We start from the raw sequence: 15448 nt of genomic DNA, 5'->3' as shown, positions 1-15448 counted from the left end.
TCGATTACAGATAATGCACCGCGATCATGATTATGCCCAGTACGGTGAGCACCGCGCCGGTGGCCCGGTTGAGCACCACCGGGCTGGCCCGGTTGGCAAAGCGGGCGGCAATGAGCGCCCACACCAGGGTGAACAGCATGCACAGCGCCAGAACCAGAACGTCCGGCGCGCCGCCGATGGCGAAGTGAGAAGCCGCGCCGGTGAGGGCGGTGAAGGTCATGATGAACACGCTGGTGCCCACGGCGGTCTTCAGCTCGTAGCCCAGCACGCTGGTGAGGATGAGCAGCATCATCAAGCCGCCGCCCGCGCCCACGAAGCCGCAGATAAAGCCGATCACCATGCCGCAGCCCAGCGATTGCAGGGTGCTGACCAAAGGCGAAAGCCCGGCCCGTTTTTCCTTGGTGGTGGTCACCGGCAGCACGATGAATTTCAGGCCCAGGAACAGGGTCATGAACAGCGAGAAGCCGCCCATGGTCTGGCTGGGCATCAGGCTGGCCGCCCAGCTGCCCACCATGGTGAAGACCAGCACCGCGGCCATCATCACCAGGCCGCCCCGGATGTCCAGGTTTTTGTTTTTGCCGTAGGTGTAAGCGGAGGCGGCGCTGGCAAGCACGTCGCTGGCCAGGGCGATGCCCACCGCCAGGTAGGGGTCCATGTGCAGGAAGGTGATGAGCATGGGGCTGATCACCGCGGCGGCGCTCATGCCGGCGAATCCGGTGCCCAGGCCCGCGCCCATGCCCGCGAAAAAGCAGACGATCAGGGTCAAAAGCATTTTACTGTTGCCTCACTTTTCCAATTTCCAAAATGTCAAAGAGAAGAATAGCGCAAAAAGGCGAAAAAACTGTGAAAAGACCGAAAAAAGGCCCGGCCTTCCAAAATGGAAGGCCGGGAACCTGTAACATCAGGCAAATATCACAGCAGGGGAACACCGGCGGCGCGGCAGGCGGCGCGGGTCTCGTCGTCCCACAGGCTTACCTGTACTTCGCCCACGTGTACCTTGCCCAGCAGCAGCATGCACAGGCGGCTCTGGCCGATGCCGCCGCCAATGGTCAGGGGCAGCTCGCCCGCCAGCAGCATCTTGTGGAAGGGCAGGGTGCGGCGGTCGTCGCAGCCCGCCTCGCTCAGCTGACGGTCCAGGGCAGCAGGGTCCACACGGATGCCCATGCTGCTGATCTCGATGGCCTGCTCCAGCGGCTCGTGCCAGAACAGCAGGTCGCCGTTCAGAGTCCAGTCGTCGTAGTCGGGGGCGCGGCCGTCGTGGGGCTTGCCGCTCTTCAGCTTGCCGCCGATCTGCATGATAAAAATGGTGCGGTGCTCCTTGGCAAAGGCGTTCTCCCGCTCCTTGGGCGACAGGCCGGGGTACAGGTCCTCCAGTTCCTGGCTGGTCACGAAGGTGACCTCGCGGCACAGGCTGGTGTTCAGGTCCGCGAACTGCCATTTCAGCTCGTCCAGCGTGGAGCCGATGGCATACACGATGTTCTGTACGGTGTGCATCAGGAATTCCGGGGTGCGGTCCTGGGCGGTGATCACCTTTTCCCAGTCCCACTGGTCCACGTAGATGGAGTGCAGGTTATCCATCTCCTCGTCCCGGCGGATGGCGTTCATGTCGGTCACCAGGCCGTTGCCCACCCGGAAGCCGTACTGGTGCAGGGCCAGCCGCTTCCACTTGGCCAGGCTGTGCACCACCTGGGCGCTGGAGCCGGTGGCGGGCACGTCAAAGCTGACCGGGCGCTCCACGCCGTTCAGATCGTCGTTCAGGCCGGTGGCCGGGTCCACGAACAGGGGCGCGGTGACCCGCTTCAGGTGCAGCGCGGCGCAGAGCTTCACCTCGAAGATCTGCTTGATCAGGCCGATGGCCTTCTGGGTATCGTAAAGGCCCAGGCAGGGGGTGTAGCCGCCGGGCAGCATGGTTTTGTTCATTGGTGTGTTTCCTCCTCAGGCTTGGGTTCGATGCGCACCAGCAGGCTCAGGATGCGCTTGTCCTCCACCTTTTCCACGGTGACGTGCAGCCCCTGGAACTCGAAGCTCTCGCCGGGCTCGGGGATGTGCTCCAGACACTCCAGGGCCCAGCCGGCTACGCTGGAATAATCGCTGTCGAAATCCTTGATGCGCAGGTCCAGCTCGTCGAACAGATCGTCGATGTTCACCTCGCCGGCCACCCGGTACAGGTTTTCCTCCAGCTTCTGGATGAGCATTTCCTCCACCTCGTCGGTCTCGTCGAAGATCTCGCCCACCAGCTCCTCCAGCACGTCCTCCATGGTCACAAGGCCCAGGGTTCCGCCGTAGTCGTCGGTCACGATGGCCATGTGCTGCTTTTTGCGGCGCAGCTCGGCCAGCAGGTCATTGATGTGCTTGGTGCGGTACACAAAGGGGATGTCGCGGCAGAGCGCGCGCACGTCCACCGCCTCGCCGCGGGCCAGGCAGCTGAACAGATCGCGGGTGTGAAGCATGCCGATGATGTGGTCGATGTCGTTTTCGTACACCGGGATGCGGGTGTAGCTGTTGGCCAACACGGTGGCGATCACCTGATCCACCGGCTCGTTCACGTCCACCGCCAGCATATCCACGCGGGGGATCAGAATTTCCTGCACGGTGATATCGTCGAAGTCGATGACCGATTGGATGATGTCGGTCTCCTGACTGTCCAGCACGCCTTCTTCTTCCACCGTGTCGATGATGGTCTTCAATTCGTCCTCAGTCACGCTGGGCTGGTCGTCCGCCGCCTTGCGGCCGAAGGCCAGTTTTTTCAGCAGCACAAAGAACAGCACCAGAGGGGTGAACAGCTTGCGAAGCAGGTCGATGATCCCGGCCACCTGGATGGCGATGGTCTCCGCGTGCTCCTTGGCGAGGCTCTTGGGCAGGATCTCGCCGAAGATCAGCACCAGCAGGGTCATCACCACGGTGGAGACCGTGGGGCCCCACTGCTGGCCCACGATGGCCACGGCCATCACGGTGCCCAGCGAGGAGCTGGCCATGTTCACGATGTTGTTGCCGATGAGGATGGTGGAAATGGTCTTGTCGTAGTCATCGGCGATCTTCAGCGCCAGGGCCGCGCCCTTGTCGCCGCTTTCGGCGCGGTTGCGCATGCGGATGCGGTTGAAGGAGGAAAGCGCGGTCTCACTGCCGGAGAAGAATGCCGAACCGGCGACCAGAAGAAGAATAAACAGGTACATACTAGGGCCAGGAGTATCCAAAAACAATCACGAACCTTTCTGAAATCTCAAATGTATTTTTGTCGGATGCAGCCCCTTGCCAAGGCAAGGGTTACCTTATTATATATAACAGAACGCGGCCGTCAATGCAACAAAAATATGGCGAGAGTTGTTGCGGCGAAACAATGTGTTTGTGCCATGCGGACAAAAGAATATGGATAAATGTTTCCTAAGTGTGAACCAGTCTCAATGTTAAAGACAAAAGTAACAAAAATTAACCGAGGAAAACTGCGCTTTTGGTACATCGGGGAGAAACTTTTGAAAAGTGGCGACAAATGGATTATTCCGTGCTATAATGCCTAGCAAGGAGCAAGGATGTGTTTGAGGGACGGCTCATTGAGCCATACTAAACACACCGGCAAAGCTCCGAAGAAAACCGGAATGCCGAGCGCAGGGGAAAGGCGCGCCGCCGGAAAAAACATTTGAGAAGATTTTTTGGGAGGCATGAGACAATGATGAAAGAGATCAAGGTTTCCAGCTTCAAACAGGTTAAGGACATTGTGAGCGCCGCAGCTTCCTGCGAGTGCGAGCTGAACGTGCAGGATCTGAAGGGCGTCATCGCCGATGCCAAGAGCATTTTGGGCCTGATGAATCTGGATTACAAGCATCCCGTCAAGCTGATGGGTGAGAACGCCGAGGAAGTAGAGCAGGTCTACAACGCGGTGGTTCAGTAAGAACGAAAAAAGAGCCGGCCGGTGCGCAGCACCGGCCGGCTCTTTCTTTGCAGATTTTGTTTGGAAGAAAGAGGCGTCAACCTTTACAGGCCATAGGCGGCGTGGTAAAATAAAGCGAAACTGTGTCGAGAATATACGGCAACACCGCACAATTCACGCCCGGCAGGCTCAGGCGGCGCGTCACGCCAGAATCTTCCGGCGTCCTCCACCACCTGGAATGATGCGGCATTGCCTTAGGGGAAATGGGGCAATTTCTTGAAGAAAACAGTCAAATGGGTCCTGGTCATCGGCTGTCTTTGCGCCTTGGCCGGGTTTTTGGCGTTCAGCGCCTTGCAGCAGTCCCGGATGCTGTTCGGCGTCCGTCTGGCAGACCGGGGCAAAATTGAACAACTGACCAGCACGGCGGCGCTGAGCGCGGAGGAATGCGCGCTGTACTGGAACGGGGTGGAGCTGCCCTACAACCGGGAGCTGGGGGCCTACTGCCTGCCGCAGCCGCTGAATGGCCAGGCCACCGGCACGCTCAGCGCCCAGTGGGGGCAGGTCTATCTGCCGGACTGGCTGTGGCAGGCCGACGGCAGCGAACAGATTGCCAGCGGCCAGCCGCAGGCGGTGTATGTGTGTGACGGCAAGCAGTGGAAAAAGCTGTATGTCTACCGCAGCGGCATGCCGGCCATCGCCATCGACAGCCAGGTGCGGGTGAGCACGCCCCGTGACCCGGAGGTGGTGGGCGGAACCATGGGCCGTCTGCCGGTGGAAAATAACTACGGCAGCATCCGGGTGTTCTGGCCCGAGGGCAATGTGCGCCAGCAGGCGGTGAGCACCGGCCTGGAATGGCACTGGCGGGGCAACGCCAGCTATTTTGCGGACAAAAAGTCCTACCGGCTGAACCTGATGGACGAGAGCGGCGCGGCCGACGCCCAGGACCTGCTGGGCCTTGGCTCGGATGCGGACTGGATTCTTTTGAACCTGGCCACCGACGTGACCCGCGTGCGGGATAAGGTGGTCAACGATCTGTGGGGCCAGATGAGCGCCGCCTATGAATGCGATCCCCCGGGCGCGTCCTGCGAGTTTGTGGAGCTGTATCTGAACGGCGAATACATGGGTGTGTATCTGCTGTGCTCCGCCGTGGACCGGGAGCTGCTGAACCTGGAGGGCGGCGACCGGCTGTATAAATACCGGCAGGGCGTGATGGCCTACGACGAGGAATACGACCAGCTGGAAAAGGACCAGAGCCTGCAGTGGCTGAACAAGCTGGAGGTGGTCTGGCCGAAGCGCTGGACCGAGGGCGTGTGGGAGCCCATGCGGGGGTATGCGGAGGCCTTCTTCTGGCCGGACACCAAGACCGATACCCAGCATCTGGAGCAGACGGCCAACACCGACAACCTGATCGACGTGGCCCTGTTCAAGCAGTTCACCTGCGCCATCGACAACTCCTACCATAATATGTATTATATGTACCGGGCGGACGAGGGGCAGTTCTACCGCATCCCCTGGGACCTGAACTACGTCTGGGGCGACACCCACGAGGGCATGTTCGAGCTGGACTTCACCACCCTGATTATTCCAGACATGGAGCTGAACCGGCTGTATCAGACAGACCCGGAGGGCACCGCGGACCGGGTGGCCCGGCGCTGGGCCGAGCTGCGCGAGACTCTGTTCGACTGGGACGCGATCCTCGAGGCCATGGAGGCCGAGACCGAGTATCTGGTGGAGAGCGGGGCCATGGGCCGGGACTGGGCGCTCTGGGGCGCCGACAAGGGCTACGCCAGCGGCCTTTCCGCCCACCGCACCCTGGATCTGGATGAAACGGACGAAATGATGGAAAAGCGGCTGGACTATCTGGACGAATACATGGCGGATTACCGGCCGGAAAGGGTGGAAGAGTTTGGATTACCGGAATGAATGGAAGTACCAGGTGAGCGGGGCCCAGCTGACGGTGCTCGCCGCCCGGCTCACGCCCCTGCTCCGGCCGGACGGCCATCACCGGCCCGGCGGCTACGCCATCCGCAGCCTGTATTTTGACGATTTCGACAACAGCTGCCTGCGGGAGAACGAAGCCGGTGTGGACGACCGGCGCAAGTATCGGCTGCGCATCTACAATGGGGACGCCAGCCTTATCAAGCTGGAGATCAAGGAAAAGCTGCACGGCATGACCCACAAGACCGGCTGTACCATCACGCCGGAGCAGTGCCGGGCCATCCTGCAGGGGACGCCCCCGCCCATCGGGCCGGACAGCCCGCCGCCCATGAACCTGCTGGCGGCGGCCATGCGTACCCGGGGCCTGGCGCCCAAGGTGATCGTGGAATATGAGCGCACCGCTTACATAAGCGCCTTGGGCAACGTGCGCATCACCTTTGACCGGAACATCGCCGCCAGCGCAGCGGTGGGCCGCTTTCTGGACGAGCGTGTGCCGCTCACGCCCATTCTGGCGGCGGGGCAGCATGTGCTGGAGGTCAAATACGACGAATTTCTTCCCGACCCGGTGGCCCAGGTGCTGGAATTGGGGCATCTGCGCCGCACCGCATTCTCGAAATATTATCTCAGCCGGTTGGTTCTGAGCGAGCCTCTGGCGGAAAGGGCAATGCAATATGAGCTTCAATGACGTGATCAAAAACAGTGTGCTGGAGGGCTTCGCCTCCACCGATATTACCCCCGCCGCTTTGGCGGTGGTGCTGGGCATCACCACCCTGCTGGGCGTTTACCTGTATGTGGTGTACCGGCTGGCCAGCCGCAACGCCTTCTACAGCCGGGACTTCAACAAGGCCCTGGCCCTGATGCCGGTGATCACCGCAGCCATCGTGCTGGCCATGCAGAGCAGCATCGTGATCAGCCTGGGCATGGTGGGCGCGCTGTCCATCGTTCGTTTCCGCAACGCGGTGAAGGACCCCATGGACCTGGTGTTCCTGTTCTGGAGCATCAGCATCGGCATCGTGTGCGGCGCGCGGTTGTATTCCATCGCCATCATCGCCAGCCTGGTGGTCACCGTGCTGCTCTTCCTGCTGGACCTGGTTCCGGCGGGCAAGGCTCCCTTCCTGCTGGTGGTGAACGGCAGCGACCCGAACCTGGAGCATGCCCTGGACCCGGTGGTGCGCAAGTACGCCAAGAGCTGCCGTGTGAAGAGCCGCAACCTGACCGCCCAGGGCGTGGACCTGATCGTGGAGCTGCGCACCAACAAGGAGGCCCAGCTGGTGCAGGCCTGCGCCGCGGTGCCCGGGGTCGAGAGCGTGAGCCTGCTCTCCCACGACGGCGAAGCCCGGTTCTGAGCCGCCGCGCATTCATCCGTGCTTTAAAATCAATCGAAACAAAAGCCGCCCGGTTTTCCAAACGGAAAATCGGGCGGCTTTTGTTATGCCTGATTCAGCAGGATGGATCAGCCGTTCACCAGAGCCAGGGTGTCGCGGGCGATCATCAGCTCCTCGTTGGTGCAGACCATCAGGATCTTCACGCGGCTGTCCTCAGCGGACAGGTCGATGATGTCGGCGCCGCGCTGCTTGTTCTTCTCCTCATCCAGCTTGATGCCGAAGAACTCCATGTTGGCGCAAACCTCTTTGCGCAGGGGAGCGTCGTTCTCGCCGATGCCGCCGGTGAAGACCACGCAGTCCAGACCGCCCATGGCAGCGGTGTAAGCGCCGATGTACTTCTTGATCTGGTAGTTCAGCATCTCCTCGGCCAGGCGGGCGCGCTTGTTGCCGGACTGAGCGGCAGTCTCAACGTCACGCTTGTCGCTGGAAACGCCGGAAATGCCCAGCAGGCCGCTCTTCTTGTTCAGGTAGTCGGCCATCTCCTGACCATGGATGCCCAGCTTCTGCTCCATGTAGGTCACAACGCTGGGATCAACGTCGCCGCAGCGGGTGCCCATCAGCACGCCGGCCAGCGGGGTCAGGCCCATGCTGGTATCCACGCACTTGCCGCCGTCCACAGCGGTGATGGAGGAACCGTTGCCCAGGTGGCAGGTGATCATCTTCAGCTCGCTGGGGTCCTTGCCCAGGAACTTGGCGGCGGCCATGCTCACATAGCGGTGGCTGGTGCCGTGAGCGCCGTAGCGGCGGATGGAGTACTTCTCGTACATCTCGTAGGGCACGCCGTAGATGTAAGCCTTGGGAGGCATGGTCTGATGGAAGGTGGTGTCGAATACAACCACGTTGGGAGTCTCAGCACCGAACACAGCCTTGGCGCTGCGCAGGCCCTGCACATGAGCCATGTTGTGAACGGGAGCCAGGGGAGCGATCTCCTCGATCTTGTCGATGATGGCATCGGTCACGATCTCGCTCTTGGTGAAGAACTCAGCACCCTGCACAACGCGGTGGCCGATGGCGCCGATCTCGCTCTTATCCTTCACAACAGCGCCCTCGCCGGTGGTCATCATCTCAACGACCTTGGAGAAGGCCTCGGTGTGGGTGGGGAAGGGAACCTCTTCGGTCCAGGCGCCGCCGTTGGCCTTATGGGTGATCTTGCTGCCCTCGATGCCGATGCGCTCGCACAGGCCCTTGCACAGCACGTTCTCGTTGTCCATGTCGATGAGCTGGTACTTCAGAGAAGAAGAACCGCAGTTGATAACCAGAATCTTCATGTGTTAGTTTCCTCCTGCAATCATGTAAAATCAAAAAATCGGCGCAAAAACCCGCGCCCAGGAAAAAGAAGACCTTTGACCGAGCCGGGTTTTTACATTTTGCTTTTTTTATTATATAATGGAACCAATTCGTTTTCAAGAAGCAGGCCGGTTTTCCGGCAATAAGCTGGAGAAAGGCGGTAAAAACATGCGTTTGGCGGGCATTATCACAGAATACGACCCCTTTCACGCGGGTCATGCCTGGCAGCTGCGCCGGGCGCGGGAGCTGGGAGCCGAGGCAATTGCGGTTTGTATGAGCGAGGATCTGACCCAGCGGGGCGCGGCGGCACTGCTGCCCCCGGCGGTGCGGGCGGCCGCCGCGCTGGATGCCGGGGCCGACCTGGTGATCGGCCTGCCCAACCCCTGCGCGGTGCAGAGCGCCGAGGGCTTTGCCGCTGCGGGGGTGGCTGCGCTCAGCGCCCTGCCCGGGCTGGACAGCCTGGTCTTCGGGGCGGAAACGCCGGATGCGCAGGACCTGCAGGAAACCGCCCGGGTGCTGTGTAGCTCGGAATTCGACGGGCTGGTGCGGCAGCTGTCCGGGCAGGGTATGCCCTTTGCCGCCGCCCGGGCAAAGGCGGCCGGGGCGCTGCATCCCCGGGCCGGAGAGATTTTAGCTCAGCCCAACAACAACCTGGGGGTGGAATACTGCAAGGCCATCCTGCGCCAGGGCAGCCGCCTTGTGCCGGTGCCGGTGCAGCGCACCGGGGCCCAGCACGGCCAGCAGACCCCCGGCGAGGGCGGCTTTGCCAGCGCCAGCTTTCTGCGGGGTCTGTGGCGGCAGCAGGGCGTGGAAGCCCTGGCCCCCTATGTACCCGCCCCGGCGCTGGAGCGGTACAAGGCTGCCGCGGCCGAGGGCCAGGACCTGGACAGCCGGGCTTTTTCCATTGCGGTGCTCAGCCGCCTGCGGGCCATGGGCCCCGAGCAGATGGCGGGCGCCCGGGGCACTGCCGAGGGGCTGGAGCACCGGCTGGCGGCGGCGGCGCGCTGTGCGCAGGACCTGGAAGGCCTGTACGCCGCCATGAAAACCAAGCGCTACGCCCATGCCCGGCTGCGCCGCTATGCGCTGTGCGCGGCGCTGGGCTACGGGCCGGACCTGCCCCAGACACCGCCCTATCTGCATGTGCTGGCGGCCAACCGGACGGGCCTTGCCCTGCTGAAGGGAGCGGCCCTCCCGGCGGATACCTCCCTGGCCGCGCTGGAAAAAAAGAGCGAGGCGGCCTGCATTATGGCCCGGGCCCACGCGGCGGGGGCGGACCTGGCGGCGCTGTGCCGCCGTACCCCCGGCCCCATGGGCGGCAGCTACACCCAGAAGCCGCTGCTGCGCACCGGGAAATGACCGATTCCTCCTGTTTTAGCAGAACCCACAAATGCTCTCTGGCCTTTTTGGGCAAGTTGCATTTTGCGGGGGAAGGCACTATAATGAGGGGCGAAGGATTACAAGCGGGAGGGAAGATGCGGTGAAGAACAAACAGCAGGCCGTAGTGCAGAGCAGTGAGGCGCTGCGTGTGGGCCTTCTGCTGGCACTGGCAGGCGGCTTTTTGGATGCATACACCTATCTGGGACGGGGGCACGTGTTTGCCAACGCCCAGACGGGCAATATCGTGATGCTGGGCGTGGATGTGGCCCGGGGCGACTGGGCCGGTGCGGGGCACTATCTGCTGCCCATCCTGGCTTTTGTGGCCGGCGTGCTGCTGGCGGAATGGATCAGGGCGCGGGGCAAGGCGCGCCCCGGCGGGCGGCTCCACTGGCGGCAGTGGGTGCTGCTGATCGAGCTGGCGGTGCTGGCGGCGGTGGGCTTTTTGCCCGCGGCCGAGGGCTGGAACGATCTGGCCAACGTGTGCGTGTCCTTTGTGTGCTCGCTGCAGGTGGAGTCCTTCCGGCGGGTGCATGGCCGGGCCTACGCCACCACCATGTGTACCGGCAACCTGCGCAGCGGCACCGAGCTGCTGGTGCAGTACCGCCGCACCGGCGACAAGACCCTGCTGGCCCACATGTTCAACTACTATGGCGTCATCCTGGCCTTTGTGGTGGGCGCGGGGATCAGTGCGCTGGTCTGCGAGCCGCTGGGTACCGGGGCCATCTGGCTGGCCTGCCTGGTGCTGGCCGTGGTGCTGGGCATGCTGTTTTCCAGCGAGTGGGAGACCAGCGGCCCGGTATGACCGCTGCATCAATCCAAACAACAAAAAAGTTCCGTGTGCGGCGCACACGGAACTTTTTGCTTTTTATTGCTCGCTGTTTTTGGAATCGCTGTTTTTCCAGTCCATCCGCTTTTTGGTCCCTGCGGCCTTTTTGCGGGCGGCAGCGGCGCGCAGCTCCTCCAGCTTCTGCTGCTGGCGGGCGGCGTCCTCGTCCAGGCGGCGGGCCCGGCGGGCCTGCTTTTCCTGGGCGGCCTCCTGCAGCTTGCGGGCCTTTTCCGCGGCCTTTTCCTCCGCGGTCTTGGCACGGGTTCGGGAGGAAGCAGAGCGGGCGGGCTTTGCAGCCGGGCGCTGGGCGCTTTCCGGCGCGGCGGTCCACTGTTCCGCAGGCTGCTGGGCCTGCGGCTTTTCGGGCTCCTCGGGCTGCTGGGCTTCGGGCTGGGGCGGGATGAACACCGTGGCCTCCGGCCCATTGGCGGGCTCGGGCTCCGAAACGGGTTCCGGCTGGGGCTCGGCTTCCGGTTCCGGCGCAGCCTCTGCCTCCGATTCCGCTTCCGGTTTTTGCGCTTCCGGCTCCTCTCGGGGCGGCTGGGGCTGGGGCAGCGCGTCCAGCACCCGATGCTTGCGCTGCATGTGGTGGAACCACAGGTTCGAGAAGAACAGATACCACACCGCCGCAAGCAGCAGCGCCAGGCAGGCCAGGGTGATCCGGTTTACCGCCGGACCAAAGAATGTGCCCTGCTCAAACACCCAGAAGGCGGCGCCGATCACGCCGGTGAGCAGCAGACTGATCAGCAGCGAACGAATGAATTGTTTCACAAGGCACACCTCGTTTCCGTTTGGTCTTGTGCAGATAGATTACTTGGTGCCGAAGATACGGTCGCCCGCATCGCCCAGGCCGGGGATGATGTAGCCGTTCTCGTTCAGCTTCTCATCCAGAGCGGCCACGTAGATGTCCACGTCGGGATGGGTGGTGTGCAGGCGCTCCAGGCCTTCGGGAGCAGCGATGATGGCCAGGAACTTGATGCTCTTGGCGCCGCGCTTCTTGATCTGGGTGATGGCGTCCACAGCGCTGCCGCCGGTGGCCAGCATGGGGTCCAGAACCATGACGTCACGCTCGGCGATGTCGCTGGGCAGCTTGCAGTAGTACTCCACCGGCTCCAGGGTCTCCTCGTTGCGGTACAGGCCGATGTGACCAACCTTGGCGGCGGGCAGCAGGCTCAGCATGCCGTCCACCATGCCCAGGCCGGCGCGCAGGATGGGCACCAGAGCCAGCTTGCGGCCGCTCAGCACGCGGGTCTTGGCGATGGCCACGGGGGTCTCGATCTCCACCTCTTCGGTGGGCAGGTCACGGGTGGCCTCGTAGCACAGCAGGGTGGCGATCTCGCTGACCAGCTCCTTGAACTCCTTGGTGCCGGTGTTCCGGTCACGCAGGTGGCTTACCTTGTGCTGTACCAGGGGATGATCCAGGATCATGGGATTCTTATTCATAATTAACCGCTCCTTATGTTTGTTTATATGGAATTTCCTTAAACCGTGATCATTCGGCTTCCAGAGCCATCATCTTGTCGATGCGGCGCTGATGCCGGCCGCCCTCGAAGGGAGTGTTCAGGAACAGGTCCACCAGATACACGCCCAGGCCGGGGCCCACCACGCGGCCGCCCATGCACAGGGCGTTGGCGTCGTTGTGGCGGCGGGTGTATTCCGCGCTGAAGGCGTCGCTGCAGCAGCAGGCGCGGATACCGCGGATCTTGTTGGCGCTCATGCTGATGCCCACGCCGGTGCCGCAGAACAGCAACGCCTTGTCGCATTCACCGGCCACCACCGCACGGCAGGCGGCCTCGGCCATGTCCGGGTAATCGCAGGCTTCGCCGGTGAAGCTGCCGAAATCCTTGTAGGCAACGCCGATCTCGTCCAGATGCTTGCGGATGGCTTCCTTCAGTTCGTAGCCGCCGTGGTCGGCGGCAAGCGCAACAGGTTTGCTCATTGAGTCGATTCTCCTTTGATGCGGGCCTGACGTTCCCGTTCCGCCTGGCTCAGCCGCAGATAGCTGGGCAGCAGCCGGGCAGGGGGCACGCAGAGGTCCTTTTGATTCATTTCCATTGCCGCGAGGCAGACCGCGCTTGCCCGGGGCCGCTGCAGCGCGGGCGGGCAGGGCAGAACGCCCGGCAAAGAGCCGTACCTATTATAGCACAGGGCGGCCCCGTCACCAACAAAAAACACCGGTTTTTTGCAATTTTGCAAAAATTCGGTCATATCCTCCAGCCCGGCGGCGGCGTCCGGCACAAGGCGGGCGTGGCCGGGGCCCAGATCAAAGGCCGCCCAGTATACCTGGCCACGGCGGGCGTCCAGCGCGCTCACCACGGTGCCCTCGCCCACGAAGCTGTGGGCCAGCGCCTCCAGAGTGGAGACCGGCGCACAGGCCGCGCCGGTGCAGAAGGCCAGACCCTTCACCGCCGCAAGGCCGATGCGAAGGCCGGTGAAGCTGCCCGGCCCGGCGCACACGCCCCACAGGTTCACGTCCTGCGGGGTCAGGTTGGTTGCTTTGAAGGCCTGGTCCACCAGGGGCATCAGGGTTTCGCTATGGGTGAGGCCCGCGTCCTGGTAGCACTCGTACAGCAGCTGCTCGTCCCGCATCAGGGCCACGCTCACGGTGCGGCCCGCGGTGTCCATACCGAAGGTGATCACAGGCTCACCCCCTCGATGGTGATGCACCGGCTCTCCGGCCCGGTGACCTGGATGTCCACCGTGACCGGGTGCTCCAGCGCCAGCAGCGCGGCGAAGTTCTCGCTCCACTCAGCGGCCACCACCGCGCCCTGGTCCAGATAATCGTAGAACCCGGCGGCGTTCAGGTCCTCCTCGGTGGAGATGCGGTACAGATCGAAGTGGGCCAGCGGCCGGGGTCCCCGGTAGTAGTTCACGATGGCAAAGGTGGGGCTGCTTACCGGGTCGGTGCAGCCAAGGCCCTTGGCAAGCCCCTCGGTGAAGGCGGTCTTGCCCGCGCCCAGCCCGCCGGTGAAGCACACCAGGCTGCCGGGGGCAAGGCGGCCGGCCAGCCGCTCGCCCAGAGCCACGGTCTCGGCGCGGCTGGCGGTGTTGAAAATGGCCATGAAACAAATGCTCCTTAAACGATGGGATACCGGCCGCAGCGAAAAAAGAACGCCGCGGCCGTGAAATAAAACGGGATGCAGCCTCGTTTTCATAAAAGAAACACGAAGAACACGCATACTTATGGCAACACCGCATAATTCCAGGTGGTGGAGCACGCCGGAAAATTTTTTGCGATATGAACCAAAAAGCGCAGCCAATCCTTGGTGGATTGGCGAGCATTTTTGGAAAATATCACGAGAAATTTTGGCGTGACACACCGCCTGAGCCGGCAGGCGTGAATTGTGCAGTGCTGCCTTGTAATAAGTATACTCAATCAGCCCCCAAAGTTCAACACAAAGCGGCGGGGAAATGATTGTCAGCCGCCCCCAACTGGGCTATAATAAAAAGCGACACCCTGCCCCGGCCGCCAAGGGCCGAGGGCCCGCCCCGCTTTGGGGCGGTAAGGCAAACACAAAAGGAGCCGTGGAATGTTCAAGTTCATTCGTCAATATGTAAAAGCCACCGACTGGTTTTATCTGCTGATGTGCGTGTGCTGTTCTGCCCTCAGCGTGGTCACCCTCATCAGCATCGGCATGGACAACGGCGGTTTTGCCGTGGATTCCTTCACCGGCAAGATCACCGGTCTGGGCAACTATCGGGACGTGCTGATTCAGGCGGTGGCCAGCCTGCTGGGACTGGGCTGCGCGGTGGTGCTTTCCTGCATCGACTACCGGGGCCTGGCCAGGATCTGGCCGGTGCATGTGTCCATCACCTGGGGCCTGGTGCTGCTCACTCTGACCCACCTGACCATCGGGCCGGTCACCCTGGGCAAAAACCCGGGCACCACCGATAACTACAGCTGGATTGTGCTGGGGCCACTGAGCCTGCAGCCCACCGAGATGGCAAAGATCAGTTTCATCCTCACCTTCGCCATGCATCTGGACAATGTGCGGGAGCACATCAACGAGCCCAAGGTGCTGGCCAAGCTGCTGCTGCATATTCTGGTGCCGGTGGGCATCATCCACATCCAGGGCGACGATGGCACCGGTATCGTGTTCGCCACCATCGGCTGCATGATGCTGTTTGCGGCGGGGCTTTCCTGGAAATATATCCTCAGCGCCATCGCGCTGGGTTCGGCGGGCCTTGCGGCGGTGCTGAACTTCTTCCCGGATAAACTCAAGGGCTACCAGGTGGACCGGATCATGGCCCTGTTTTACCCGGACGATCCCAAGTACCGGGATATCATGCAGCAGCAGAAGGGCGGCCGGGTGTCCATCGGCTCGGGCCAGATCTTCGGCAACGGCTTTTTCCACGACGATCACTCCTATGTGATCAACGCCCAGGACGACTTCATCTTCAGCTATCTGGCCCAGTGCGTGGGCTTTGTGGGCTGTGCGGTGGTGCTGGCGCTGCTGTTCGGCATCGCCATCCGCACCCTCACCACCGGCCTGCGCAGCGAGGACCACATCGGCACCTACATCTGCGTGGGTGTGTTCGCCACCATGGCCTGGCAGATTATCATTAATCTGGGCATGAACACTATGCTGCTGCCGGTCATCGGCGTCACGCTGCCCTTCTTCTCGGCAGGCGGCAGCAGCGCGCTGATGATGTATCTGTGCGTGGGCCTGGTCACCAGCGTCTACATGCACAACAAAAAACGCCTGTTCAGCGACTGAGCCGGGCCAATCAAAAAACAAACCGCCCGCCGTGCGAAACAAAAGCGCACGG

General features: G+C 62.3%; 16 protein-coding genes. 7 read left to right on the top strand and 9 right to left on the bottom strand.

Annotated features, from left to right (window positions below):
- Window positions 1-4 precede the first annotated feature (4 nt).
- From B5G03_RS11370 to B5G03_RS11360, 3 genes are all read right to left on the bottom strand, one after another.
- Entirely contained in the window at window positions 5-772 is a 768-nt protein-coding gene (locus B5G03_RS11370; protein ID WP_087181820.1) for a sulfite exporter TauE/SafE family protein, read from the bottom strand.
- A gap of 140 nt (window positions 773-912) precedes the next feature.
- Window positions 913-1920 (bottom strand): aspartate--ammonia ligase, encoded by a 1008-nt coding sequence (asnA, locus tag B5G03_RS11365; protein WP_087181819.1) that lies wholly within the window; start codon window positions 1918-1920, stop codon window positions 913-915.
- The gene (locus B5G03_RS11360; protein ID WP_242962425.1) at window positions 1917-3173 is read right to left on the bottom strand and encodes a hemolysin family protein; all 1257 of its coding nucleotides are present in this window, start codon (window positions 3171-3173) and stop codon (window positions 1917-1919) included. The genes asnA and B5G03_RS11360 overlap by 4 nt, the downstream gene beginning before the upstream one ends.
- Before the next feature lie 491 nt (window positions 3174-3664).
- On the opposite strand from B5G03_RS11360, the gene B5G03_RS11355 reads away from it, so the two are divergent.
- The 4 genes from B5G03_RS11355 (at window position 3665) to B5G03_RS11340 (ending at window position 7149) form a co-directional block, all read left to right on the top strand.
- Complete coding sequence (locus B5G03_RS11355) at window positions 3665-3886, top strand: hypothetical protein (protein WP_058963270.1); 222 nt, start codon at window positions 3665-3667, stop codon at window positions 3884-3886.
- A 255-nt stretch (window positions 3887-4141) separates the two neighbouring features.
- Window positions 4142-5788 (top strand): CotH kinase family protein, encoded by a 1647-nt coding sequence (locus tag B5G03_RS11350; RefSeq protein WP_087181817.1) that lies wholly within the window; start codon window positions 4142-4144, stop codon window positions 5786-5788.
- Entirely contained in the window at window positions 5772-6488 is a 717-nt protein-coding gene (locus B5G03_RS11345) for a polyphosphate polymerase domain-containing protein (protein ID WP_162613397.1), read from the top strand. Before B5G03_RS11350 ends, B5G03_RS11345 begins: the two co-directional genes overlap by 17 nt.
- The gene (locus tag B5G03_RS11340) at window positions 6475-7149 is read left to right on the top strand and encodes a DUF4956 domain-containing protein (protein WP_087181815.1); all 675 of its coding nucleotides are present in this window, start codon (window positions 6475-6477) and stop codon (window positions 7147-7149) included. The genes B5G03_RS11345 and B5G03_RS11340 overlap by 14 nt, the downstream gene beginning before the upstream one ends.
- A 107-nt stretch (window positions 7150-7256) precedes the next feature.
- On the opposite strand, the gene B5G03_RS11335 is transcribed toward B5G03_RS11340, so the two are convergent.
- Complete coding sequence (locus tag B5G03_RS11335) at window positions 7257-8456, bottom strand: acetate/propionate family kinase (RefSeq protein ID WP_087181814.1); 1200 nt, start codon at window positions 8454-8456, stop codon at window positions 7257-7259.
- Window positions 8457-8643: 187 nt separating this feature from the next.
- Here B5G03_RS11335 and B5G03_RS11330 point away from each other — a divergent pair, with 187 nt between their 5' ends.
- On the top strand, window positions 8644-9831 hold the full coding sequence (locus B5G03_RS11330) for a nucleotidyltransferase family protein (RefSeq protein ID WP_087181813.1): 1188 nt from the start codon (window positions 8644-8646) through the stop codon (window positions 9829-9831).
- 121 nt (window positions 9832-9952) lie between these two features.
- On the top strand, window positions 9953-10654 hold the full coding sequence (locus B5G03_RS11325; RefSeq protein WP_242962424.1) for a YoaK family protein: 702 nt from the start codon (window positions 9953-9955) through the stop codon (window positions 10652-10654).
- 63 nt (window positions 10655-10717) lie between these two features.
- Here the strand turns inward: B5G03_RS11325 and B5G03_RS11320 are convergent, their stop codons facing one another.
- The 5 genes from B5G03_RS11320 to tsaE are packed head-to-tail and all read right to left on the bottom strand — an operon-like array spanning window position 10718 to window position 13740.
- Window positions 10718-11449, bottom strand: coding sequence for a hypothetical protein (locus B5G03_RS11320; RefSeq protein WP_087181811.1), 732 nt, complete (start codon window positions 11447-11449; stop codon window positions 10718-10720).
- Window positions 11450-11488: 39 nt separating this feature from the next.
- Window positions 11489-12121, bottom strand: a complete 633-nt coding sequence (gene upp, locus B5G03_RS11315) for a uracil phosphoribosyltransferase (protein ID WP_087181810.1) — start codon at window positions 12119-12121, stop codon at window positions 11489-11491.
- A 49-nt stretch (window positions 12122-12170) separates the two neighbouring features.
- Window positions 12171-12617, bottom strand: a complete 447-nt coding sequence (rpiB, locus tag B5G03_RS11310) for a ribose 5-phosphate isomerase B (protein ID WP_087181809.1) — start codon at window positions 12615-12617, stop codon at window positions 12171-12173.
- A complete protein-coding gene (gene tsaB, locus B5G03_RS11305; protein WP_242962423.1) occupies window positions 12614-13318 on the bottom strand; it encodes a tRNA (adenosine(37)-N6)-threonylcarbamoyltransferase complex dimerization subunit type 1 TsaB in 705 nt (234 codons plus the stop codon). The genes rpiB and tsaB overlap by 4 nt, the downstream gene beginning before the upstream one ends.
- The gene (gene tsaE / locus B5G03_RS11300) at window positions 13315-13740 is read right to left on the bottom strand and encodes a tRNA (adenosine(37)-N6)-threonylcarbamoyltransferase complex ATPase subunit type 1 TsaE (protein ID WP_087181808.1); all 426 of its coding nucleotides are present in this window, start codon (window positions 13738-13740) and stop codon (window positions 13315-13317) included. The genes tsaB and tsaE overlap by 4 nt, the downstream gene beginning before the upstream one ends.
- 468 nt (window positions 13741-14208) lie before the next feature.
- On the opposite strand from tsaE, the gene B5G03_RS11295 reads away from it, so the two are divergent.
- The gene (locus tag B5G03_RS11295; RefSeq protein ID WP_087181807.1) at window positions 14209-15396 is read left to right on the top strand and encodes an FtsW/RodA/SpoVE family cell cycle protein; all 1188 of its coding nucleotides are present in this window, start codon (window positions 14209-14211) and stop codon (window positions 15394-15396) included.
- Window positions 15397-15448: the final 52 nt, after the last annotated feature.

The organism is Gemmiger sp. An50 (genome assembly GCF_002161595.1).
Classification (GTDB): Bacteria; Bacillota; Clostridia; order Oscillospirales; family Ruminococcaceae; genus Allofournierella.
This window is presented reverse-complemented; position numbering and strand designations above follow the sequence as displayed.

Excerpts from the sequence above, each read along its gene's own strand:
- B5G03_RS11370 (WP_087181820.1), bottom strand. The coding sequence starts at position 772 with ATGCTTTTGACCCTGATCGTCTGCTTTTTCGCGGGCATGGGCGCGGGC.
- asnA (WP_087181819.1), bottom strand. The coding sequence starts at position 1,920 with ATGAACAAAACCATGCTGCCCGGCGGCTACACCCCCTGCCTGGGCCTT.
- B5G03_RS11360 (WP_242962425.1), bottom strand. The coding sequence starts at position 3,173 with ATGTACCTGTTTATTCTTCTTCTGGTCGCCGGTTCGGCATTCTTCTCC.
- B5G03_RS11355 (WP_058963270.1), top strand. The coding sequence starts at position 3,665 with ATGATGAAAGAGATCAAGGTTTCCAGCTTCAAACAGGTTAAGGACATT.
- B5G03_RS11340 (WP_087181815.1), top strand. The coding sequence starts at position 6,475 with ATGAGCTTCAATGACGTGATCAAAAACAGTGTGCTGGAGGGCTTCGCC.
- B5G03_RS11335 (WP_087181814.1), bottom strand. The coding sequence starts at position 8,456 with ATGAAGATTCTGGTTATCAACTGCGGTTCTTCTTCTCTGAAGTACCAG.
- B5G03_RS11330 (WP_087181813.1), top strand. The coding sequence starts at position 8,644 with ATGCGTTTGGCGGGCATTATCACAGAATACGACCCCTTTCACGCGGGT.
- upp (WP_087181810.1), bottom strand. The coding sequence starts at position 12,121 with ATGAATAAGAATCCCATGATCCTGGATCATCCCCTGGTACAGCACAAG.
- rpiB (WP_087181809.1), bottom strand. The coding sequence starts at position 12,617 with ATGAGCAAACCTGTTGCGCTTGCCGCCGACCACGGCGGCTACGAACTG.
- tsaE (WP_087181808.1), bottom strand. The coding sequence starts at position 13,740 with ATGGCCATTTTCAACACCGCCAGCCGCGCCGAGACCGTGGCTCTGGGC.
- B5G03_RS11295 (WP_087181807.1), top strand. The coding sequence starts at position 14,209 with ATGTTCAAGTTCATTCGTCAATATGTAAAAGCCACCGACTGGTTTTAT.